A 23300-nucleotide genomic window follows, 5' to 3' on the forward strand; every position below is an offset into this window, starting at 1 on the left:
TCATCAGCCAGGGAGGCCGTATGAGTTCCGCCGAGCACTGGAATGTGCCCGGTTACACGGTGACGCGTGAACTGGGCGCGGGAGGCGGCGGGCGCGTCGTCCTCGCCGTCCACGAGCGGTCCGGCGCCCCGGTGGCGATCAAGTACCTGTCGGAGGACCTGCGCCGGGACGAGGGATTCGTCGCCCGTTTCCGGCAGGAGGCCCGCCTGCTCGTCGAGCTGGACGACCCGCACGTGGTGCGGCTCTATGAGTACCTGGAGACCGGGCGGGGCGCCGCGATCGTCATGGAACTGGTCGACGGCCCCACCCTGCGGGCGCTGCTGCGCGAGCAGGGCCCGACGGGCGCCGAGGCCGCGCTCGCCGTCCTCAAGGGCTCCCTGCTCGGCCTGGCCTCGGCACACGCGACCGGCGTCGTCCACCGCGACTACAAGCCCGAGAACGTGCTGGTCACCGCCGACGGCACGAGCAAGCTCGCCGACTTCGGCATCGCCGTGCGGGCCGGAGGAGCCCTCGGCTTCCCGGCCGGCACCCCGCCGTACATGGCCCCCGAGCAGTGGACGGGCACGGCCGCCTCACCGGCGTCCGACGTGTACGCCGCGACCGCGGTCTTCTTCGAGTGCCTGACCGGGCACCGGCCCTACCGGGCGACCGAGCACTCCGTCCTCCGGCACATGCACAGGACGGCGCCCGTGCCGGTCGAGGAAGTCCCCGAGCCGCTGCGGCACCTGGTCGCGCGCGGCATGGCGAAGGACCCCGCGCTACGGCCGGCGAGCGCGACCGCGTTCGTCTCCGAGCTGGAGCAGGCCGCCGTGGCGGCGTACGGCCCGGCGTGGGAGGAGCGGGGCCGCCGCAGGCTGGCCGCGCTCGCCGCCACCCTGGCCGCGACGTTCCCGCTGAACCGGACACGTCCCCCCGAGGCCGGCACCTCGCTGTTCACCACGACGCTGCGGTCGCTGAGGAGCAGGGGTGTCCTGCTCACCGCCGGGGCCGTGCTGGTGGTGGTCGCGGGCGGCGGCATCGGCGCGTACGCCCTCGGCTCGGCCGGGACGCGCACCGTCGCGGCGTCGCAGGACACGAGCGGGGGGAACACGGGCGCGGGGAACACGGGTGTGCCCGCCACGGCGTCCGCGTCGCCGGTCGTCCCTGAGGAAAGGCCGGACGAGACGCCGGACGAGACCTTCTCGGAGTCCCCCTCGCCGGTGTCCGCGGAGACACCCGTGCGGAGCCCGTCCCCGGCGCCCACCCCTGTGCCCACCCCGGCGCCCACGGCCAAGCCCTCTTCCAAACCTTCTCCGAAACCTTCTCCGAGGCCCTCTGCGACACCCTCGGTGAAGCCGTCGCCCTCTCCCTCGCTCCTCAAGGTCGCCGACCTGGATGTCGGCGGGCTGTCGTACAAGGCCGGAGCAGGCAAGGACGGCGCGACCGGCGCCGGAACGGTCACCGTCAGGACGAGCGGGCCGGGCAAGGTGACCCTGACCGTGCGCTTCACCGCCAACGGCGCGGTGACCGCCACCCGCACGCTCACCCTCAGCGGCGCGACGTCCTACACCCGCACCGTCTCGGGCGACCTCGGCCACGTCTGCTCGGGCACCTGGGGCATGAGCGTGACCACCGGCCCCGCCGCGCCGGGCGGCGCCCGCGAGGCCACGGCGAAGGCGCCGCCGTGCCCGACTTCCGTCACCGGCCTGAAGGCCGGCACACCTGTCGTGTCCTCGGCCGGGGTCGCGACGGCCACCGTGACGGTGACCACCGACGGCACCGGCCCGGTGGACCTCACCGGACGGTTCTCCGCGCCCTCCGCGGGCGGCGGCACGAAGACGGTCCGCCTGTCCGGGGCGAGGACCTACACGCGGACGCTGTCGTACACCTTCTCGCGCCGCCCCTGCGGCGAGAGCGTCACGTTCGACGCCTCGACCGATCCCGCGGCCCCCGGCGGCGCCGCGTCACGTTCGGTCGCGGTGACCTGCCCCGCCTCCGTCGGTCAGGTACGCGTGCAGAGCCTGGACATAAGCGGGACGACGGCCACGGCCACCATCGCCGTCACCGCGGGCAACACCTCCGCGGTGCGGTTGAACCTCGCCTGGATGACCGGTGGCTCCACGGTGACCACCCGGACCTTCAGCCTGTCGGGCAAGACCGGCTACACCGTCACGGCCTCGTACACCTACTCCCGCTGGCCCTGCGACTCCTACGGCGTGACCGCGTCGACCTCCCCGGCCGCGGCGGGCGGCGCCTCCTCGATCACCCGGCAGACGGATTCGTGCATCAAATGACCCCGGACCATCATTGACGACTCAGTCTGACTAAGTCGTGACTTTTCATCGCACTCGCAACGTCATCACTAAACTACGGTCTCGTCATATGGCGGGGGCCCCAGGCGATGAGGAGACAGACCGTTATGCACGGCCATACGGGCGCCTGGCGCGTCCCCGGCTATACGGAGATTCGTGAACTCGGCACGGGGGGCGCCGGGCGAGTGATACTCGCGCGGCACGACGCCGACGACATCCCTGTGGCGATCAAGTACCTGTCCGACGAGATGATGGCGGACCTCCACTTCGTCGCCCGGTTCCGGCACGAGGCCCGCCTGCTCGCCGCCATGGATCCCAATCCCCACGCGGCGCGCTTCTACGAGTACGTCGAGACCGCGCGCGGCGCCGCCATCGTCATGGAGCTCATCGACGGCGTCTCGCTGCGCGCGATGCTCCGCTCTGAGGGCCCGACCGGTCCCGAGGCCGCGCTCACCGTGCTCAAGGGCTCGCTGCTCGGCCTGGCCTCGGCGCACTCCATCGGCGTCGTCCACCGCGACTACAAGCCCGAGAACGTCATGGTCGAGGCCGACGGCACCAGCAAGCTCGTCGACTTCGGCATCGCGGCGCAGGCCGGCGAGGGGGTCAGGGCGGCCGGGACGCCGCCGTACATGGCGCCGGAGCAGTGGTCGGGCGGGAAGGCCGGACCGGCGAGCGACGTCTACGCCGCCACGGTCGTCTTCTTCGAGTGCCTCACCGGCGGACGGCCGTTCCGCGCGCAGAACATGGCCGCGCTGGCCCGCCAGCACCAGGCGACCCCTCCTCCGGTCGACGAGGTGCCGCCCCCGCTGCGCGACCTCGTGGAGCGCGGCATGGCCAAGCGGCCGGAGGACCGGTTCGCGTCGGCCGAGGAGTTCGTGCGGGAGCTCGAGACCGTCGCCGCCGGCGCATACGGGCCGGCCTGGGAGGAGCGCGGACGGCGCCGGCTCGCGGCGCTCGCCGGGCTGCTCGTGCCGTTCTTCCCGCTGAAGGAGAACGCCCCCGAGACCGGCACCGCGCTGGCCGAGACGAAGCTCGGCGGGCTGCTGAGCCAGACCCGCATGAAGATCGGCCTGACCCTGGCCGGGATGGTCGTGATCGCGGGCGGAACGGTGGCGCTGGTCCAGACGGTGAGCGGCGGCACGACCCTGCAGGCCGGGACGACGATCGAGACGCCGAGCCCGCCCGCGGTCGACCCCTCCTCCATCGAGGTGGAGGACGACTCCGGCGACGACTCAGGCGACGACCCCACCGAGGAGCCGCAGGAGCCCACACCGACCCCGGCGGCCACCAGCCCCAAGCCCGGCGCGTCGCCGACGCCGGTCGTGCGCCCCACCGCGACCAACCGGCCGACCCGCAGGCCCAGCCCCTCGCCGAAGCCGAAGCCGACCGCCAAGCCCACGACCAGACCCACGACCAAGCCCACGCCGAAGCCGTCGCCCAAGCCCGTTCCCTCGGACGAGCCCACGGTCACGGTGGACCCGCCCAAGAACCCGCCGGCGACCAGGCAGCCCAAGCCCACGCAGACCAGCAACCCGCCCACGACGCAGCCCTCCACCCAGCCCTCGCCGACGCAGAGCAACCCCGGTACGCCTTCGGGGGAGCCCACGCTGACGCTCACGTCCGGCCCGGCCGACCCGTCGGGGGCTCCGATGGGCGGGCTCGCCGCGGCCCTGGTGACGACCGGCCTCGTTCCCGCCACACTGGCCATGGGACGCATACGCGGACGGCACCGAAGGCGGCGGTAGATGCGAGAAGGCGTGACGGTCGCGGGTCACCGGCTCACCGGCCGCACCCGGCCCAGCGAGGTGGGCACCTGGGCGGACGCCGTCTCCCCCGACGGGCGGCCGTCCGGTGTGCTGCGGTTCGATCCCCTGGCCGTCGCGACGGCCGAGGCGCGCGAGCGGCTCGTCGCGGCGGTCGGCGCCGACGTGCGTTTACACGGAGGCGGGCCGATCGGGCTGCTGCCCGTGATCGACCTGGTGGCCGCGCGTGACGAGGTCTGGCTGATCACCGCACGGGCGACGCCGGCCGTCGCCGACCTGATGGCCGCCGGCCGCCTGGACTCGAGCGGAGCGGCGACCGTGCTCCTGGAGAGCGCGCAGGCGCTGCTCTCCGTGCACGCCGCCGGGCTGGCCCACGGCGCGCTGCACGCCGGGACCGTCGTGATCGGAGAGAACGGCTCGGTGCTGCTGGCGGAGCGCGGCCTGCTGCGGGCGCTGCGGGGCGAGCACGCGTCCGCGGAGCAGGACGTGGCGGCCTGGGCCGCGCTCGCCGGCGCGCTGGCCGCGAACTGCGGGCAGGGACCCGCCGCGGCGGCGCTGCGGCGTGCATCCGCCGCCGCGGCCCACGGGCTGGCCGCCGCGCGAGACACCCTGCTCGCCGAGCGCGAGGCGTTCCCCGGCATGGGCAGGGATCGGCTGGCCCACGCGGCACACGGCCTCGCCGCGACCGCGACCCCCGAACTCCCCGCGGGCGCGGCGGCCGGCTCTGCCGGCGGGGAGGCGGTGACCCTGCTCGACCTGCCGAATGCGGCGGACGGGCTCGACCTGCCGAATGCGGCCGACGGCCGCGGCGACGTGATGATGCGTTTCGGGCCCGGGGTCCCGACCGAGACCACGGCGGCGCAGATCTGGCGTGCCGGGCAGACCTCCGACGCCATCACGACCACCCACGCCGGCGGTCCGGCTCCCCGGCGGCGCCGGAGGCGTACGACGGCGTGGGCGGGGACGTTGCTGCTGGCGATTTTGATCGCGGCGGTGATCCTGTGGCTGCGCCAGACGCCCGGCGTGCCGCTCGCGGTGAGCGACGTCGACGTCAAGGCGCCCAAGAAGACGGTGCGCTGCGACGGCAAAGCCGATTTCGTGGGCGTCGTCACGACCAACGGCGAGGCCGGGACGATCCGCTACCTCTGGATCCGCAGCGACGACCGCAAGCCGCTGGAGCAGGAGCAGCGGGTCTCCTCTGGGGACACGTCGGTGGACCTCCCCCTGCACTGGAAGGTGACCGGATCGGGATCGTTCAAGGGCACGGCCACACTCCGCGTCCTGTCCCCCACGACGACGGGGAAGCCGATCCAGGACAAGGCAAGTTTCACCTACAAATGCTGATTTCATTAGTGTGGCGCGCATGACGACGACCCCCGCCGGCTGGTATCCGGACCCGTACGGCTCCCCTCTCCTCCGTTGGTGGGACGGCACCCAGTGGACCGACGCCACCCACACTCCCGGACAGGAGGCCGGGGCGCCGCCCCAGGCTCCTCAGCAGGCCCCTCAGCAGGCCGCTCAGCACGCCGCTCAGCAGGCCCCGCAGTGGACACAGCCCCAGTGGGGACCTCAGAACCAGACGGCACAGCTTCCGATGCCCGAGTTCGGCGCGCCGCGGCGTACGGCGCCGGTCTGGCCGTGGATCGTGGGCGGCATCGCCGCGGTGGTCGTGCTCGCGCTGGTCATCGGCGGCGCGGTCATCGTCCTGCGCGATCGCGCCGGCACGGCCCTCGCCCGGCCGGACACCACCGCGACGGCCCCGCAGCTCGACCAGACCGTGCCGCCCGAGCAGGAACCGCAGCAGTCCACCGCGCCGCTGCCCCAGCTTCCCCAGCCCTCCGGTGACCGCATCACGGACCCGGTGACCGGCCTGTCGTACGCGTACCCGGGCGACAAGTGGCAGGTGCCGGAGTCGAAGGACGTCAACAACCCGGCCGACCCGACGAGGCCACTGTGGACGAGCGGCTGCCAGGCGACGTCCCAGTCGAACTACGACGGCAGGGGCAACGACTGGGTCGGCAGCGTCTACACGGCCGAGGTGCCCCAGATCTTCCCCAACAGCGGCGCGCAGGGCTTCCAGCGGCTCGCTCAAGGGCTGCTGCTCACCTATGACCAGGGCTGGTACGGCATCCAGCACGACCGCAAGATCCTCCGCAACGAGGCGCTGACCGTGAGCGGCAAGCAGGGCTGGGTCATCGAGTTCGAGATGGACTTCACCAAGGTCGCCGAGGCCAACAATCTGAAGTGGAAGAAGGAGAAGGGCGCGATCATCCTCGTGGACCGCGGCCAGAACGCCCGTCCCGCGATGCTGTACGTCTCGGTGCCGGACAACCTGGACCAGTCGGTCATCAAGCGCCTGGAGGACTCGCTTCAATCTCAGTGACGTCCCCATTACCCTTCAGCATTACTCTTGAGCCATGACTGACCCGCTGGTCTGGATCGACTGTGAGATGACCGGGCTCGACCTCGGCCGTGACGCGCTCATCGAGGTGGCCTGTATCGTCACCGACGGCGAGCTGAACCAGCTGGATGAGGGCGTGGACGTCGTCATCAAGCCCCCCGCGGAGACGCTGGAGCAGATGTCCGAGGTCGTGCGGGAGATGCACACGGCCTCGGGACTGCTGCGGGCGCTCGCGACGGGGGTGACCCTGGCGGAGGCCGAGGCCGTCGTGCTCGACTACATCCGCTCCCACGTGCCCGAGGCCAAGAAGGCGCCGCTGTGCGGCAACTCCATCGCGACCGACCGCGCGTTCATCGCCCGGGACATGCCGCTGGTGGACGCGTTCCTGCACTACCGGATGGTCGACGTCTCGTCGATCAAGGAGCTGGCCCGCCGCTGGTATCCCCGGGTCTACTTCGCCTCCCCCGAGAAGCAGGGCGGGCACCGCGCGCTGGCCGACATCACCGAGAGCATCCGCGAGCTGCGTTACTACCGCGCCGCGGTCTTCGTGCCGCAGCCCGGCCCCGACTCCGCCACCGCCCGCGAGGTCGCGGAGGCCGTCTCCGGGTCCTGACGCCGAGGGCGAGCGGTATTGAGGGCGCGGAGGACTCCGAAATACCGCTACACTTTCTTCGTACGCCTCGAACGGCGGACATGGTGGGTGTAGCTCAGCTGGCAGAGCGCCAGGTTGTGGTCCTGGATGTCGTGGGTTCAAGTCCCATCACTCACCCCAATGGCGAACGGCCGGTCCGGACGGATCGGCCGTTCGCTTTTTCATGAGTGACTATCACCCCCGTGTATACACTCGATGTATAGTCGCGGGCATGACCGTTCCCCTCGCGTTGCTCGGCCTGCTGGAACGGGAGCCGAGCCACGGATACGACCTGAAACGCGACTACGACGCCTTCTTCGGCCGGGGCAGGCCACTGCCCTTCGGGCAGGTGTACTCCACGCTCGGCCGCCTGGCCAGGGACGGCAAGGTCACCGGGCAGAGCGAACCGGGCGACGGGCCTGACCGCAAGCGCTACGCCATCACCCCCCTGGGCAGGCAGGAGGTCGCCACGTGGCTGGCCGAGCCGGTCGCGGCCGAGCCGTACCTGCAGACGGTGCTGTTCACCAAGGTCGTGCTGGCGCTGATGCTGGGCCGTGACGCGGCCGGCTATCTGGACGCGCAGCGCGCCACGCACATGCGGCGCATGCGGGAGCTGACGGAGGTCAAGCGCGGCGGCCCCCTGACCGACGCCCTGCTGGCCGACCACGCCATGTTCCACCTGGAGGCGGACCTGCGGTGGATCGACGTCACCCAGGCCCGGCTGGGGGCCCTGGCCGAGATGGTGCGCGCGTCGTGATCATCGAGGCTCGGGAGGTCAGCCGCTCCTACGGCAGCACGCCCGCGCTGCGGGAGGCGAACCTGTCGGTGGCCGCGGGCGAGGTCGTGGCGATCATGGGTCCCAGCGGGTCCGGCAAGTCGACGCTGCTGCACTGCCTGGCCGGCATCTTCACGCCGGACAGCGGCGAGGTCTGGTTCGACGGCCGCCGCCTGGACACCCTGGACGACGGCCGCCGCAGCGAGCTGCGGCGCACCGCCTTCGGCTTCGTCTTCCAGTTCGGCCAGCTCGTGCCGGAGCTGACCGCGGCCGACAACGTGATGCTGCCGCTGCTGCTGGGCCGCACCAGGAGAAAACACGCCGAGCGGCGGGCGGCCGAATGGCTGGAGCGGCTGGAGCTGGCCGACCTGGGCGGCCGGCGCACCGGGGAGCTGTCCGGCGGGCAGGCGCAGCGCGTGGCGATCGCGCGAGCGCTGGTGACGCGGCCGCGGATCGTGTTCGCCGACGAGCCGACCGGCGCGCTCGACACGCTCACCGGCGAGCACGTGATGGACCTGCTGGTGGGCCTGGCCCGCGAGGAGGGCGCCACCGTGATCGTGGTGACCCACGACGCCCGGGTGGCCGCCTGCGCCGACCGGGAGGTCGTGGTGCGCGACGGCCGTGTCTCCGACCCGTACACGACCGGGGCCCTCCGATGATCCGGCTGGGCCTGCGGCTGTCGCTGAGCAGCGGCAGGGAGGCGGCGGCCAGGCTGGCGCTGATCGTCGTCGGGGTGGCGGCCGGCGTCGCGGTGCTGCTGGCCACGCTGTCGCTGTTCAACGCCTTCCAGGCCACAGACGGCCGTCCCTGCTGGGAGTGCACGACCGGCTCGGCGCCCAGCGGCTGGGCCCTCGACACGACGGCCGACGGCGCGCTGTGGAACTACCACGAGGACTTCTACGCGGGCCGGACGATCAAGAGGCTCGACGCCGCCGCGCTCGGCACGCGGGCGCCGGTCGTCCCCGGCCTGTCCCGCATGCCCGGCCCGGGGCAGTACTACGCTTCGCCCGCGCTGGCCGGGCTGCTGGACTCGGCACCGCCCGAGGAGCTGGCCGCCCGCTTCCCCGGCACGCGCGCCGGGCTGATCGGCGACGCGGCGCTGTCCGGGCCCGACGAGCTGGTCATCGTGGTAGGACGGACGCCGGATCAGGTCGCCGCCCTGCCCGGCGCCAGGCAGGTCGACACGGTCTCCGCGGTCTCCACCATGCCCGCGGTCGACGACAGCGCGGACGTCTACCGATTCGGCTTCGGCGTCGCCGCCGTCGGGCTGATCGTCCCGCTGCTGGTGCTCGTGGGCACCGCCACCCGGCTGGCCGCGGCTCGCCGCGAGACCCGCTTCGCCGCGATCCGCCTGGTCGGAGCCACCACGCGGCAGATCAACGTGCTCGCGACGGTGGACGCCGCGCTGGGCGCGCTGGCCGGCGCGCTGGCCGGCCTCGCGGTCTTCCAGCTCGTACGGCCGGCCGTGGCCGGCGTGCGGATCACCGGTGCCCGGTTCTTCCCCGAACTGGTCGCCCCGCACGCCTGGCAGTACGCGGCCGTGCTCGGCGGCGTGCCGGTCGTGGCGGCCTGCGCCGCCCTGTGGTCGCTGCGCCGGGTGCGGATCTCACCGCTCGGCGTGGCGAGGAAGACCGTCGCGTCCCCGCCGCGAGCGTGGCGGGTGATCCCGCTGCTGGCGGGACTGGGGATGTTCGCGGGCCCGGTGTACCGGAACGGCAAGCCCGACGATCTGCTGGCCGTCGTCGCGCTCGCGCTGGTCATGGTCGGGCTGATGCTGGCCGGTCCCTGGCTGACCATGGTCGCCGCACGGCTGGCCGCCCGGCTGACCCGGGGCGGGGCGACACTGCTGGCCGCGCGGCGCCTGGCCGCCGATCCGAAGACCGCCTTCAGGTCGGTGAGCGGGCTGGTGCTGGCGGTGTTCATCGGGACGACGATCGCGGCCCTCGTGCCGACGGTGGTCGCCGGCCAGCAGAAGGTGGCCGGGGGCACGCTCAACGACGTTCTGGGCGCCAGGTTCGACCGGCCGGGCGTCTCCGGCCTCTCACCGCGGGCGGGAACGGAGCTGCTCGACCGGCTGCGCGCCCGCCCGGGCGTGGACGTGCTGCCGATCTATACCAGGGCGGGCATGGAAGACATCCCCCCGCGGCCCGACGGCCCGCCGCCCGCGCCGTACGTCGTCGAGTGCTCCAATCTGGCCCGCTTCCCTGTGCTCGGCCGCTGCCCTGTGAACATCGACGGCGGGGGCGCCCGGGCCGTGGCGGGCAACTTCGCCCGCATCGTCGGCGCCGACAACCCTCTCACCGTCGACAGGCTCCTTCCGCTGGCGGGCCCGGCCAGCCCGCCCGCCTCCGCCGACGGGCTCGACCTGGCGGCCGTCATGATCACTACACGCGATCCGGCGACGCTGGAGCGGCTGCGTACCCTGCTGGCCGGCTACACCGTCGAGGCGCCGATGACCTTCGCCGAGGTCGCCGAGGTCAGGGCGGACCTCTACGTTCGGGCGGAGAACGTCGCGCTGGCCATGGTCGGGCTCACCCTGGTCGCCGGCGCCTGCGGCCTCGTGGTGGCGGCAGGCGGCGGGCTGGTGGAGCGCAGGCAGCCGTTCACCCTGCTGCGGCTGGCGGGCACGCCCACGCGCACCCTGGCCGCGGTGGTGTTGCTGGAGTCGGCGCTGCCGCTCGTGCTGGCCGCCGCGCTCGCCGCCGGCGCCGGCTTCGGCGTGGCCGAGCCGCTCATCGACGCCCTCGCGATGAAGAGCGCGTCGATCGCGATGCCAGGACCCGTCTACTTCGCCTCCCTCGGCGGTGGTCTGGCCGCCTCCCTCCTGGTGATCCTCACGACGCTGCCGCTGCTGCGTCGCATGACCACGCCCGACAACGCGCGTTTCGAATAGGAGACCGATGAAGCTCAGGCCACTGATGATCACGCTGGCCTTACTCACCCCGGCCGTGTCTCCGGTGCCCGCCGCGGCGGCCGACGGGAGTTACTCGGCCACGATCCGGCGCACCGAGTACGGCATCCCGCACATCACCGCCAAGGACTACGGCGGCCTCGGATTCGGGTACGGCTACGCCTTCGCCCAGGACAACCTGTGCACGCTGGCCTCCTGGGTGGTGACGCTGCGCGGCGAACGCTCCCGCTATTTCGGCCCGAAGGCCGAGTCCGACGATCCGGTCCGCCCGGTCGCCAACCTCGCCAGCGACGTCTACTACAAGAGCGTCGCCGGCTCCGGCGTCGTACGGCGGCTGCTGGCCCGGCCCGCGCCGATCGGCCCGAGCGACGAGCTGCGCCGCCTGGTCGACGGCTACGTGGCCGGATACAACCGCTACCTCGAGGACACCGGCGTGGCGAACCTGCCCGACCCCAGGTGCCGGGGCAAGGCGTGGGTCGGCCCGATCACCGCCACCGACATGTGGAACAACCTGCTCGACCTCAGCCGGATGGTCTCGAGCTCCAGCCTGAAGGAGGCCATCACCGGGATAGCCGAACCCGAGGGTCCCCCGGAAGACAAGAGACCACAGCCCAAGCCGGCCGCGGGCAGCAACGCCTGGGCGCTCGGCCGTCAGGCCACACGCGGGGGCGGCGGGATGGTGCTGGCCGACCCGCATTTCCCCTGGCAGGGGATCCGCCGCTTCTATCAGGTCCAGCTCACCATCCCCGGCGTGCTCGACGTCTCCGGCGGCAGCCTGTACGGCACCCCGGTCGTCCAGATCGGCCACAACGCCAAGGTCGCCTGGGCCCACACCGTCTCCCACGCCCAGCGCTTCACCGTCTACCGGCTGGAACTCGCGGGCGGCCACAGCTACCTGGTGGACGGCCGGCCGGAGCCGATGGGCGAGCAGGAGGTGGAGGTCGCCCTGCCGGACGGCACCGTCTCCGGCCACACGCTCCTCACCTCCCGCTACGGTCCGGTGCTCGCCGTCGGCCAGACCGACGAGGCGGCGTACGCGCTGGCCGACGCGAACGCCGCCAACCTGCGGGCGGCCGACGAGTGGCTGGCGATGGCCAGGGCGGGCGGCCTCGACGAGCTGCGCAAGGCCCAGCGGACTTACCAGGGGATGCCGTTCGTCCACACCCTCGCCACCGACGCGAGCGGGACCGCCTACTTCGCCGACACCTCGGTCGTCCCCCACGTCACCGACGACGAAGCGAAGCGCTGTGCCAAGCCCTCGCCCGTTCCGGGCCTCGATGCGTACGTCCTGGACGGCTCGACCTCCGCGTGCCTGTGGGGCAGGGACGGCGACGCCGTCGTGCCGGGCATCTTCGGGCCGGGCAGCCAGCCGATGCTGACCCGCGCCGACTACGTGGCCAACTCCAACAACACCTACTGGATGACGAACCCGGCGAAGCCGCTCACCGGCTATCCCAAGGCGTACGGCGAGACGGGCACCGAACTGGAGCCGCGCCCCCGGGTCAGCCTCGACATGATCGCGCAGCGGCTGTCCGGGGCCGACGGGCTCGGCGCGCCGGGCTTCACCCTGGAGACGCTGCAGGCCACGGTGCACGGCAAGCGCAACCTCACCTTCGAGCTGATGCACGACGACCTGCTGAAGCTGTGCCGCGCCCACCGCTCTCCCTCGGGCCCCGGGGCGGACGTTCGCGAGGCCTGCCGGACGCTGGAGAAGTGGAACGGGCGAGCCACCCTGGACGGCGAGGGGGCCGTTCTGTGGCGCGAGTTCTTCACCCGGCTGGGCCGTCCAACCACACCGGGAGAGCCGGTCTTCAGTCCGTGGCGGGTGCCGTTCGACCCCGCGCGCCCGCTGACCACCCCGAGCGGGCTGAAGAGCGACGACCCGGCCGTGCGGCAGGCCCTCGTCGACGCCGTGCGCTACTTCCAGTCCAACGGGATCCCGCTGACGCTCACCCCCGGGCAGGCGCAGAGCTACTCCTCGATCCCGATTCCCGGCTGCACGGAAGGGGAGGGCTGCTTCGACCGGGTACGCACGGGCGGACCGCTCGGCGCGGACGGGCGCTACCCGGAGGTGAACACCGGATCCAGCTTCATGATGGCCGTCGAGCTCACCAAGGACGGCCCCCGCACGCGTACCGTCCTCACCTACTCCCTGTCCGCCAACCCCGCATCGCCCCATCACACCGACCAGACGGCCCTGTTCTCGCGCAGCGGGTGGGTCACCGAGCGCTTCACCGCGGCCGAGATCGCCGCCGATCCGCACCTCGAAACCATCACTGTCCACGGGGGGCATTGACCCGGGCAAGTCAGTGCATGTTTCCCCAAAGGTGGACGTTGCGGGTTATGCTGCCTCACAACCGCCGTGCGGGGGCCTCGGCGATCTCTGATCGTCTTCTACGGAGGCCGGATGAGAATCGACGACCGCACCGCAATGGGGCTGAGCAAGCGAGAAGCCGAGGTCATGGAGCTGATCGCGACCGGTCACTCCAACGGTGAGATCGCGCGGCTGCTGTTCCTGAGCGAGAAGACCGTGAAGAACCACGTCAACCGCATCTACGCCAAGCTGGGCGTGGACTCGAGGATGACGGCCATCTGCCGCTGGCGCGGCGAACCCGCGCCACCGGCGCCGTCAGCTCCCGGCCAGATCCCCGGTGAGGACGGCACGCAGGCCGGCCAGGCCGTACTCAAGCTCGTCCGGCTGGACGGACAGGGCAGGGCGTAGCCGTACGGACCGCTCGCCGCAGCGCAGGACGAGGATCGCGCGTTCCTCCCGGAGCCGGGCGACCAGCCCGCCGGGGTCGGGGACGTCGAAGGCGCACATCAGCCCGCGTCCACGCGCGTTGGCGACCAGGCCCTCGGCCTCCAGACCCTGGAGGGCGCCCAGCAGCTTCTCGCCCAGGATGGCCGCCCTCGGGATCAGGGCGTCCCGCTCGATGATCTCCAGCATCCGGCGGGAGCGCACCATGTCGACCAGGCCGCCGCCCCAGGTGGAGTTGATCCTGCCGCTGACGCGGAACACGTTGTCGGGCACGAGATCCACCCTGCGGCCCGCCATGACGCCGCCGACCTGGACCTTCTTCGCGAAGGCCACGATGTCGGGGGCCAGGCCGAGCTGCTGGTACGCCCAGGGGGTGCCGGTCAGGCCGACGCCGGTCTGCACCTCGTCCATGACGAACAGTGCCTCGTGCTCGTGGCAGAGCGCCTGCATCGCCTGGAGGAACTCGGGACGCATGTGGTTGTCGCCGCCCTCGCCCTGGATCGGCTCGGCGATGAAGCAGGCGATGTCGTGGCGGAACCGCTCGAACGCCTCCCTGGCCTGCGCCAGCGCCCGTTCCTCCGCCCGCTCGACGTCCCCGAAGTGGACGGCGGGGACGTCGACGCGCGGCCAGCAGAACCGGGGGAACCTGTCGGTCTTGACGGGGTCGGTGTTGGTGAGCGAGAGCGTGTAGCCGCCGCGGCCGTGGAAGGCCCGGGTGAGGTGGAGGACGCGGGTGCCGAGGCCGGGGTGGCGGCCGTGGGCCTCATTCCAGCGGCTCTTCCAGTCGAAGGCGCACTTGAGCGCGTTCTCCACGGCCGCCGACCCGCCCTCGACGAAGAAAAGGTGCGGCAGTTCCGGGTCGCCGAGCACCCGCCGGAACGTCTCCACGAACTCGGCGAGGTGGACGGTGTACATGTCGGAGTTGGCCGGCTTGTTGGCGGCCACCCGGCCGAGCAGTGCGACGAACTCCGGGTCGTCGGCGAACGGGTTCACTCCGAGCGGCGACGACGCGAAGAACGTGTAGAAGTCGAGGTACCTTCGCCCGTCCCGGGCATCGACCAGCCAGGAGCCCGCGCTCCTGTCCAGGTCGAGCACGAGACGGTAGCCGTCGACGAGCAGGTGCCGTGCGAGGGCGTCGTGCACAGTGGTGGGGTCCATTTCGCCTCCGCGTCATACTGGGAAACGAGATGATTCCCTCACATCAGGCCATCTATGTGAAGGGTTTTCGCACAGATAGCACCTCAAGAGGACATTTTTCAGGCCACAGGGGTAGGTTCCGCATCCGAGAAGCTCATCACGGGCGGCCTGCGGGTGAACATCCTCGTCAGCGCGAGGAGATAGACGAAGCCCACCGCCATCCAGATCAGGCCGACCGTGAACGTGACACCCGAGAGGCTGGTCCACAGCCAGATCGTCAGCGCGAAGCCCACCAGCGGGACCAGGCCGTACCGGGCCAGGTCGGCGGCCGAGCGGCGTCCCTCGTCGAACAGATAGTGCTTGACGACCGTGAGATTGACCATGGAGAACGCGATGAGCGCGCCGAAGTTGACCATGACCACGGCGTTGTCCAGGCTGATGAACAGCGCGACGAGCGAGACCGCCGACACCACGGCCGTCGCGACGACCGGGGTGCGGAAGCGCGGGTGCAGCCGGGCGAAGGCCGCGCGGGGCAGCACGCCGTCGCGGCCCATCGAGTAGAGGATGCGCGAGACGCTCGCCTGGGTGGTCATGGCCGACCCGAAGGCGCCGACCACGTAGATCCCGACGAAGATGGTCTCGAACGCGGCGCCGCCGAGCGCGGACATGATGTCCACACCCGCCGTGTCCGCGTTGGCGAAGTCGTCGTAGCCGGGGTGGACGAGGCTCCCCATCCACGCGACCAGGACGAACAGCAGGCCGCCGATGAGCGTGGTGAGCACGATGGCGCGCGGGATCGCCCGGCGGGGCTCCTTCGCCTCCTCCGACAGGGTCGAGACGGCGTCGAACCCGAGGAAGCTCAGCGCCAGGATCGCCGCGCCCGCGAACACGCCCGAGCCCGGGGTGAAGGGGGCGAAGGGCGACGGCGCGGGGTGACCGGCCAGGTGCTTCAGCGACAGCGCGGCGAACACCACGATCAGCACCACCGACAGCCCGACGACCAGGACGTTGACCCGGTTCATCACCGTGATGCCGACGACGTTGAGCACGAGCACCAGCAGCAGCGCCGCCAGGGTGAAGATCCACTGGGGCACCTCGGGGAACCGGCTGTTCAGGTAGATCCCGATGAGCAGGAAGTTGATCATCGGGAGGAACAGATAGTCCAGCATCAGCGTCCACCCGGTCATGAAGCCGATGTGGCCGCCGAAGGTCTGCTGGGTGTAGGTGTAGGCGGACCCGGCGGTGGGGTACGCCCTGGCCATCCTGCCGTAGCTGAACGCCGTGAACAGCATGACCACGAGGGCGACCACGTAGGCCGCCGGCAGGTGACCCTCGGTGACCTGGGTGACGGCGCCGTAGGTGGTGAAGACGGCGACCGGGGCGAGGTAGGTCAGCCCGAACAAGGTCAGTCCGGGGACGCCGAGGACGCGCTTCAGTCCGGCGGGTTCGGTCATACGCCACTCCTGTTGGCTGGGGGGAAGGTTCTCACGCCGGCCGCCCACGTGCCGAGGACGGTCGTCGTCTCCGCGATGTCATGGGGGTCCAGCCGCCGCACGTCGCCGTCCAGCCAGACCAGGTCGGCCACCTTGCCGGGGGCCAGGGTGCCGCGCTCGTCCTCGGCGAACGCCTGGTGGGCGACCCCCGCGCTGTACGCCGACAGCGCCTCCTCGACGCCGATGCGCTCCTCGGGCAGCCAGCCGCCGGACGGCTCACGCTCGGCGTTCTCCCGCGTCACCGCGACCGGCAGCCCGGCCAGCGGGCGGTGGTCGCTCACCGGCCAGTCGCTGCCGAAGGACACCTGCACCCCTGCGCGCAGCAGCGAGCCGATGAGGTACTGCCGCCGGGCCCGCTCCGGTCCGATCCTGGGGAAGGTCAGCTTCGCCATCGGGGGATCGGTGCGCGCCCACAGGGGCTGGAGGTTGGCGATCACGCCGAGCCGGGCGAACCGCGGCAGGTCCTCCTCCGCGAGCACCTGCACATGAGCGATCACCGGCCTGCGGTCGCGCGGGCCGTTCACCCGCGTCACGTGCTCGATCGCGTCCAGTGCGGTGCGGATGCCCGCGTCGCCGATCGCGTGCAGGTGCGCCTGCAGGCCCATCGCGTCCACGGCCGTCAGGGCCTTAAGCAAGTCGCCGTACGGCCAGACGGGCATGCCCCGGGTGCAGGGATCGTCGCTGTACGGCGCGAGCAGCGACGCCGTGCGGTTCTCCAGGATGCCGTCGACGAAAAACTTGACCGTGTCGGCCGTAACGGTGGCGGCGGTGAGCCGGTCGTGCCCGAGCGCCCGCACCCGCGCGCGGTCGGCGGCGAACTCGGCGATCTGCTCGCGCCATCGCTCCGGATCGGCGCGGAAGGCCAGATTGACCCGGGTCGCGAGCAGCCCACGGCGGGCCGCCTCCAGGTATGCCTCGACCGTGCCGTGCTCCACCCACGCGTCCTGGATCCAGGTCACCCCGGCCGCGGCGTACGCCTCGGTGGCGGCGGCGAGCACGGTGACGAGGTCCTCGGTCGTGCGGGCGGGGGCGGCGGTGAGGACCGCGTCCACCGCGTCCCACTCGATCATGGTCCCGAGCAGCGCGCCGTCCGGGCGGCGGGCGAACCGGCCGCGCGGCGTGTCGGGCGTCGAGGCGTCCAGGCCGGCCCGCCGCATGGCCTCGGAGTTGCACCACAACGTGTGGTAGTCCCAGGCCCGCAGCGCGACCGGCCGGTCGGGCACCGCCTCGTCCAGCCACCGGGCGTCGAACAGGCCGTCCGGGACGATCGTCGCGTCGTAGCCGCCGCCGATGATCCATCCGTCGCCGGGATGCGCGGCGGCGTGGCGGCGAACCTCCTCGACGATCTCTTCGACCGTGCCGAGTCCTCTGATCTGCGGGCCCGTCGCCTCGAACCCGGCGTGGTCGGGATGGCAGTGGCCGTCGCCGAAGGCAGGCAACAGCATTCCGCCCCGCAGGTCCACGCGGTCGTCGTGGGTTCCCGCGAGGGCGGCGGCTCCGAGTGCCTCTATCCGGCCGTCCCGTACGGACAGAGCGTCGGTGGTCGTGCCGGTGCCCGTCCAGACGGTGCCGTTGTGGAAGAGGGTGCGGCGAAACAGGATGCGCGACATGGGCGTCCCGATAAATCGAATGACGTTCGTTTAGTGGCATGAGGATAGGTTGTCGAGGGGCAAAGCGGAAGGGGGCTGCGGGCCGAATGCGGCGACGGGTGGGACGGCCGGTGAAGCCGGTGTTGAGCAGGGAGGCCATCGCGCGGGCCGCGCTGACCCTGATCGACGACGCCGGAGCCGAGGGTTTCTCCATGGCCGCCCTCGCCGAACGGCTGGGCGTGCGGCCGTCCTCGCTCTACAACCACGTGAGCGGCAAGGACGACATCCTGGCGGCGGTCCGCGAGATCGTCTCCGACGCCATCGACGCCTCGATGTTCGCCGAGCTGCCCTGGGACGAGGCGCTGGTGCGGTGGGCCCACGGCTACCGCGACGCGTTCGCCGCGCACCCGCCCGCGATCTCGCTGCTGGCCACCCTGCCGATCACCGGAGCCCTGCGGACGCTGCGGATGTACGAGGAGGTGGTCGCCGGCCTGCGGCGCGGCGGCTGGCCCGAGGCGATGGTCATCCCGGTGATGGTGGCCGTGGAGTCGTTCATCCTCGGCTCGGCGCTCGACCTGGTGGCGCCGCCCGACATGTTCGACGCCGGGCCGCTGGCCGCGCAGGTCCCGGTCTTCGCCGCCACGGTACGCGCCCGCGACGACGCCGCGACCTCCAGCGGACGCCCGCCGGCGGACCTGTCCTTCGAGGTCGGGCTGGCCTCGATCGTGGAGGGGCTGCGGCGGACACTCGCAGCCATGGAGTGACGATTCGGACGCCTTTGTGTACCTTTGCTTCAGATTCCGTGGTTTAACACGGAGTGCAGCGATCTTTTCTGAGGCAGGGATGATGATCGACCGTACTCGCCTGGCCCGGCTGCTCGACCGCGAGCGCGACGCGTTCCGGGGGCGCAACCCGCGCTCGGCCGCCGCGTACGAGCAGGCGAGAGGCCACCTGTTCGGCGGCGTGCCGATGACCTGGATGAACAAGACGGCCGCTGGCTTCCCGCTCTACCTGGCCGAGGCCCGCGGCGCCCGCGTCACCGACCTGGACGGCCACGAGTACGTCGACCTCTGCCTCGGCGACACCGGCGCGATGGCGGGGCACTCCCCCCAGGCGACCGTGGACGCCGTCGCCGACCGGTTCGGCCGGCGGGGCGGCGCCACGGTGATGATGCCGACCGAGGACGCCGCCTGGGTCGGCGCCGAGCTGGGCCGCCGGTTCGGCGTGCCCTACTGGAGCTTCTCGCTGACGGCCACGGACGCCAACCGGTGGGCGATCCGGCTGGCCAGGGCGATCACCGGCAAGCCCAAGATCCTCGTGAACAGCTACTGCTACCACGGCAGCGTGGACGAGGTGCTCCTCGTGGTCGGCCCGGACGGCGAGCAGGTGTCCCGCGAGGGCAACGTCGGCGCTCCGGTCGATCCCACCGTCACCTCGCGCGTCGTGGAGTTCAACGACCTGCCCTCGCTGGAGCGAGAGCTGGCGTACGGCGACGTCGCGGCGGTCCTCATGGAGCCCGCCCTCACCAACATCGGCATCGTCCTGCCCGAGCCGGGCTACCTGGAGGGCGTCAGAGACCTGACCCGGCGGTACGGCAGCCTGCTGATCAACGACGAGACGCACACCTTCTCGGCGGGCCCGGGCGGCTGCACGAAGGCGTGGGACCTGCACCCCGACATCGTGACGATCGGCAAGGCCATCGGCGGCGGCATCCCGAGCGGCGGCTACGGCCTGTCCGCCGAGGTCGCCGCGCGCGTCGAGGCGATGGACGGGCTCGACCTGGTCGACATGGGCGGCGTCGGCGGCACGCTGGCCGGCAACGCCCTGTCGGTCGCCGCGATGCGCGCCACGCTGGAGCACGTGCTCACCGACGACGCGTTCGCCGCCATGACCGAGCTGGCGACCCGCTTCACCAAGGGCGTCCAGGAGGTGATCGACGCGCACCGCCTGTCGTGGTCGGTCACGCGGCTCGGGGCGCGCGCCGAGTATCGCTTCACCAGCCCGGCCCCCCGCGACGGCGGCGAGTCGAACGCGGCAGGCGACCCCGACCTGGACGACTACCTGCACGTCTACCTGGCCAACCGGGGCGTACTGCTGACGCCGTTCCACAACATGGCGCTGATGTCCCCCGCCACCACCGAAGCCGACGTGGACCTGCACCACGAGGTGTTCGCCGCGGCCGTGGCGGACCTGGTCGCATGAACTCCGCCGGATGAACATGGACGAGATCGACCGGGTCCTGCTGCGCGAGCTGCAGCGGGACGGCCGGGCCTCCTACACCGCACTCGCCGAGGCCACGGGCCTGTCGGCTCCCGCCATACGGCAACGGGTTCAGCGGCTGCGCGACGAGGGCGTCGTGCAGATCGTCGGGGTCACCGACCCGATGGCGCTGGGCCTGCCGGTCATGGCGCTGATCGGCGTCCGCGTCGACAGCGACGTGCACGAGGTCGCCGACCGGATCAGCGAGCTGTCCGGGGTGATCTACGTGGTGCTCACGGCGGGCTCGTTCGATCTGTTCGCCGAGGTGGTGTGCCGGGAACCGGCCGAGCTGCTCAGCGTGCTCAACGACCACGTCAAGCGGGTGCCCGGCGTCACCAGGGCCGAGGCGTTCACCTACTTCGGCATTCACACCCACCGGTTCGCCTGGCCCGGTGTGTGATCACAGGGCTCTGAGGAACCGAGCGGCGATGGGCACGGCGGCGCCACGGCCGGTGCCGCCGTGCTCGACGAACACGGCGAAGGCGAGGTCACCCCGGTAGCCGATGAACCACGCGTGGTCCTGCCCGCCATGCCAGTCCTCGGCGGTGCCGGTCTTGCCGGCGACCCCCTGCGGCAGCTCAGAACCGGCGGCGGTCCCCTCGACCGTGACCGCGCTCATCAGCGAGCGGAGTCCCTCCGCCACGTTGGACGGCAGGGGCACGCTCTGCGGCAGCTCCCCCTGTGGCGCCTCGTCCGCCAGCGGGCGGGCCGGCCGCCACTCGCCGCTCTCCACCGCCGCGGCGACCAGCGCCATGCACAGCGGGGTCGCCTCCACCGTGCCCTGTCCGAAGGAGTCCTCGGCGAGCGCGTCCGGCTTCTCCGGCCGCTGCAGGCTGCCGCACGTGCTCGTGCCGGCGCTCTCCCCCTGCACGAAGCCGAACGCCCTGGCCTGGTCGACCAGCGTGTCGCCGTTCAGCCGCTCGACCGTCAGCCGGGCGAACGTGGTGTTGCACGACAGGGCGAACGCCTGGCGCAGTGTGACCGTCCCGTGGTCCTCGTTGTGGTAGTTCGAGATCGACCGGTTGAAGGGGATCTGGTAGGACGCCGGGCACTCCACCGTGCTGTCGGGGGACAGCCCGTTGGCGAGCAGCGCGGCCGCCGTGACCGTCTTGAACGTCGAGCCGGGGGCGTACTTGCGCTCGAACGCCGCCCTGCCGCCCAACCGGTCGGCGACTGCGAGGATCTCCCCCGTGGACGGCCGTACGGCCACGACGGCGGCCCGCTGCACACCGTCGAGCGCCCGGGCCGCCGCGGCCTGCACGGCGTAGTCGATCGTGGTCCGTACTCCGACCGGTTGCTTGTCGGGCTTGTAGGACAGGACGGTCTTCGCCGGCATGCCCGGGTTGTCGACCTCCAGGGCCCATCCCACGGCCACGCCGGTCGTGGGCGCCACCCCCTGGTTCACCAGGTGGTCGAGGTAGGCTTCGGCGCCCGAGTTCTGCGGGAACTCCCGCCCTCCGCTCGTCACCGGCCGCAGCGGCCCGGCCTCCGGCTCGGTCCTGACGAGACTGCCGCCGGGCTGGATCTCCGGATGCAGGACGGACGGCGTCCAGACGACCTTCCAGGTGAGGTCGCGTACGGCCAGGTGCAGACTGGAGTCGAAGCGCCAGGTGCCGGCGTCCTGCTCGTCCCGCTCCTGGGTGAAGGGGATCTCGGCCGTCTCGTCTCCCGTGCGCACGAGGTTGCCGACCGCGATCCGCAGTGACTTGGAGAGGGCGGCGTCCTCGAACTCGCGGTGCTGGTCCGCGAAGTCGTCCGGTGGATCGTCGACCAGCTCGCGCATGGCGTCGTAGTCGCTCTTGACCCATGCCTGGAAATAGGCGGCGGCCGTCTCGTCCGGGGAGCCCTCCGGGGAGCTTACGGGGGACGGCTCGGGAGATGAGTCGGGGCGGAGCTGCAGCGTCTGCGGGCCGCCGGGTGCGGGCGTCCCCCGCGGCGCGGCGACGAAGTCCGAGACCGGCTCCTGCCTGCCGGACACAATGAGTCCGGCAACGCCGAAGACGAAGATGGCCGCGGCGACCATGACGAGGGCGAGCAGGGCCCTGTTCCGCATACGGTTCTCATATCACGCGAAAGGAGCCATAGGTGGCAAGGAGCAGAGAACCGTTGCCAGGCCGCTATCCGGTGACCTTCGGCGAGGTGGAGCTCCTGCGCGACCTCGACCGGCCCGACGGGTGGATGCTGATCAGGGACGGCGTTCCCCAGTCGTACGTGGACCTGGCCGATCCCACCTATCTGGACTTCTCGTACACGCAGCTCATGGCGAGCGTGATCGACTGCCTGCCCGAAGGCCCGCTCGACGCCGTCCACATCGGCGGCGGGGCATGCACGATCCCGCGTTACATCTCCGCGCGGCGGGCCGGCTCCCGGCACATCGTCGTGGAGCCGGACGCCGGGCTGGTCCAGCTCGTACGCGACCAGCTCAACCTCAAGTCGGTGCCCCGGCTGAAGGTCCGGGTGATGGACGGCCGCGCGGCGACGACGGACCTCAGGGACGACTCGGCCGACCTGTTCGTGCTCGACGCGTTCTCGGGCGCGACGATGCCGGTCGAGCTGGCGACCGTCCAGTACATGATGGAGATCGCCCGCGTCCTGCGCCCCTCCGGCATGGCGCTGATCAACGTGGCGGACGGCAAGGGCCTGCCCTTCGTGAAGCGGGTCGCATCCACGGTGAGCCGTGTCTTCCCGCACGCCGCGCTGCTGGCCGAGCCCGGCATCCTGCGCGGGCGCAGGTTCGGCAACGTCGTCCTGGCGGCCTCGCTCGGCGACCTGCCGATCGAGGCACTCACCAGGAAGGCGGCGGGCGGCCTCACCCAGGCGCGATGCTTGGCGGACGAGGACCTGACCCGCCTGGTCGCGGGGGCCGCTCCCATTCACGACGGCGACGCCGTCCTCGCCCCCGTCCCTCCGCCAGGCCTGTTCGACTAGTAGGACTTTGTTAGGTCGTCATGGTGGTCGTTGGCGGCAGGTGGGGCATCGGCCTGTCCAGGTAGCCAATAACACCTGGAGCATGTGCAGGATCTTGTAGAAGGTCAGGCCGCCCCAGTTGCTTTTGGGCTGGTCAAGCGGAGTTCGGTGAGGAACAGGTGAGCCGCGGAGACCAGGGTGACATGGCGGTGCCAGCCGGTGAAGGAACGGCCTTCGAAGTGGGTCAGGCCCAGACCTGTCTTCAGCTCGCGGTAGTCGTGCTCGATCCGCCAGCGGATCTTCGCCAGGCGCACCAGATCCCGCAGCCGGGTGTCGGAGGGCAGGGTGGACAGCCAGTAATCGGTGGGCTCACTCTCCCCGGGCG

Annotated in this window: 19 protein-coding genes and 1 tRNA gene; 15 read left to right on the forward strand and 5 right to left on the reverse strand. The window is 71.8% G+C overall.

Going from position 1 to position 23300, the window contains the following annotated elements; all coding sequences use genetic code 11:
- Nucleotides 1–20: 20 nt before the first annotated feature.
- The 11 genes from HHX35_RS20585 to HHX35_RS44680 all read left to right on the forward strand — a co-directional run bounded on the left by HHX35_RS20585 (nucleotide 21) and on the right by HHX35_RS44680 (nucleotide 13494).
- Nucleotides 21–2273, forward strand: a complete 2253-nt coding sequence (locus HHX35_RS20585; protein WP_182900363.1) for a serine/threonine-protein kinase — start codon at nucleotides 21–23, stop codon at nucleotides 2271–2273.
- Nucleotides 2274–2398: 125 nt separating this feature from the next.
- On the forward strand, nucleotides 2399–4036 hold the full coding sequence (locus HHX35_RS20590) for a protein kinase domain-containing protein (protein WP_182900364.1): 1638 nt from the start codon (nucleotides 2399–2401) through the stop codon (nucleotides 4034–4036).
- The gene (locus tag HHX35_RS20595; RefSeq protein ID WP_182900365.1) at nucleotides 4037–5398 is read left to right on the forward strand and encodes a hypothetical protein; all 1362 of its coding nucleotides are present in this window, start codon (nucleotides 4037–4039) and stop codon (nucleotides 5396–5398) included.
- A gap of 19 nt (nucleotides 5399–5417) precedes the next feature.
- Complete coding sequence (locus HHX35_RS20600; protein ID WP_182900366.1) at nucleotides 5418–6437, forward strand: DUF2510 domain-containing protein; 1020 nt, start codon at nucleotides 5418–5420, stop codon at nucleotides 6435–6437.
- 34 nt (nucleotides 6438–6471) lie between these two features.
- Entirely contained in the window at nucleotides 6472–7068 is a 597-nt protein-coding gene (gene orn / locus HHX35_RS20605; RefSeq protein WP_139576857.1) for an oligoribonuclease, read from the forward strand.
- An 83-nt stretch (nucleotides 7069–7151) separates the two neighbouring features.
- A tRNA-His gene (locus HHX35_RS20610) sits at nucleotides 7152–7227 on the forward strand.
- A gap of 91 nt (nucleotides 7228–7318) precedes the next feature.
- A complete protein-coding gene (locus HHX35_RS20615) occupies nucleotides 7319–7843 on the forward strand; it encodes a PadR family transcriptional regulator (RefSeq protein ID WP_161628069.1) in 525 nt (174 codons plus the stop codon).
- Nucleotides 7840–8520 (forward strand): ABC transporter ATP-binding protein, encoded by a 681-nt coding sequence (locus HHX35_RS20620; protein WP_182900367.1) that lies wholly within the window; start codon nucleotides 7840–7842, stop codon nucleotides 8518–8520. Before HHX35_RS20615 ends, HHX35_RS20620 begins: the two co-directional genes overlap by 4 nt.
- Entirely contained in the window at nucleotides 8517–10754 is a 2238-nt protein-coding gene (locus tag HHX35_RS20625; RefSeq protein ID WP_182900368.1) for an FtsX-like permease family protein, read from the forward strand. Before HHX35_RS20620 ends, HHX35_RS20625 begins: the two co-directional genes overlap by 4 nt.
- Nucleotides 10755–10761: 7 nt before the next feature.
- Entirely contained in the window at nucleotides 10762–13068 is a 2307-nt protein-coding gene (locus HHX35_RS20630) for a penicillin acylase family protein (protein WP_182900369.1), read from the forward strand.
- 111 nt (nucleotides 13069–13179) lie between these two features.
- Nucleotides 13180–13494 carry a LuxR C-terminal-related transcriptional regulator gene (locus tag HHX35_RS44680; protein ID WP_139576861.1) on the forward strand — a complete coding sequence of 105 codons (315 nt, stop codon included), beginning with the start codon at nucleotides 13180–13182 and terminating at the stop codon, nucleotides 13492–13494.
- On the opposite strand, the gene lat is transcribed toward HHX35_RS44680, so the two are convergent.
- From lat to HHX35_RS20650, 3 genes are all read right to left on the reverse strand, one after another.
- Nucleotides 13402–14688, reverse strand: coding sequence for an L-lysine 6-transaminase (lat, locus tag HHX35_RS20640; RefSeq protein ID WP_182900370.1), 1287 nt, complete (start codon nucleotides 14686–14688; stop codon nucleotides 13402–13404). The genes HHX35_RS44680 and lat overlap by 93 nt on opposite strands.
- A 98-nt stretch (nucleotides 14689–14786) precedes the next feature.
- A complete protein-coding gene (locus HHX35_RS20645; protein ID WP_182900371.1) occupies nucleotides 14787–16121 on the reverse strand; it encodes an APC family permease in 1335 nt (444 codons plus the stop codon).
- Nucleotides 16118–17770: an amidohydrolase gene (locus tag HHX35_RS20650; protein ID WP_182900372.1), complete on the reverse strand. Its 1653-nt coding sequence runs from the start codon at nucleotides 17768–17770 to the stop codon at nucleotides 16118–16120. The genes HHX35_RS20645 and HHX35_RS20650 overlap by 4 nt, the downstream gene beginning before the upstream one ends.
- Before the next feature lie 110 nt (nucleotides 17771–17880).
- On the opposite strand from HHX35_RS20650, the gene HHX35_RS20655 reads away from it, so the two are divergent.
- The 3 genes from HHX35_RS20655 (at nucleotide 17881) to HHX35_RS20665 (ending at nucleotide 20408) form a co-directional block, all read left to right on the forward strand.
- On the forward strand, nucleotides 17881–18513 hold the full coding sequence (locus tag HHX35_RS20655) for a TetR/AcrR family transcriptional regulator (protein ID WP_220505647.1): 633 nt from the start codon (nucleotides 17881–17883) through the stop codon (nucleotides 18511–18513).
- A gap of 79 nt (nucleotides 18514–18592) precedes the next feature.
- Nucleotides 18593–19951 carry a transaminase gene (locus tag HHX35_RS20660; RefSeq protein WP_220505648.1) on the forward strand — a complete coding sequence of 453 codons (1359 nt, stop codon included), beginning with the start codon at nucleotides 18593–18595 and terminating at the stop codon, nucleotides 19949–19951.
- 10 nt (nucleotides 19952–19961) lie between these two features.
- Nucleotides 19962–20408 carry an Lrp/AsnC family transcriptional regulator gene (locus tag HHX35_RS20665; RefSeq protein WP_220505649.1) on the forward strand — a complete coding sequence of 149 codons (447 nt, stop codon included), beginning with the start codon at nucleotides 19962–19964 and terminating at the stop codon, nucleotides 20406–20408.
- On the opposite strand, the gene HHX35_RS20670 is transcribed toward HHX35_RS20665, so the two are convergent.
- Nucleotides 20409–22061: a penicillin-binding transpeptidase domain-containing protein gene (locus HHX35_RS20670; protein ID WP_182900374.1), complete on the reverse strand. Its 1653-nt coding sequence runs from the start codon at nucleotides 22059–22061 to the stop codon at nucleotides 20409–20411.
- Between the two features lie 32 nt (nucleotides 22062–22093).
- Between HHX35_RS20670 and HHX35_RS20675 the strand changes: the two genes are divergently transcribed.
- Nucleotides 22094–22936 (forward strand): fused MFS/spermidine synthase, encoded by an 843-nt coding sequence (locus HHX35_RS20675; RefSeq protein WP_310739196.1) that lies wholly within the window; start codon nucleotides 22094–22096, stop codon nucleotides 22934–22936.
- 104 nt (nucleotides 22937–23040) lie between these two features.
- Here HHX35_RS20675 and HHX35_RS20680 read toward each other — a convergent pair.
- On the reverse strand, nucleotides 23041–23300 hold a 260-nt coding region (locus tag HHX35_RS20680; protein ID WP_182900375.1), incomplete at its 5' end, for a transposase.

This window comes from Microbispora sp. H10830 (assembly GCF_014161375.1).
Classification (GTDB): domain Bacteria; phylum Actinomycetota; class Actinomycetes; order Streptosporangiales; family Streptosporangiaceae; genus Microbispora; species Microbispora catharanthi.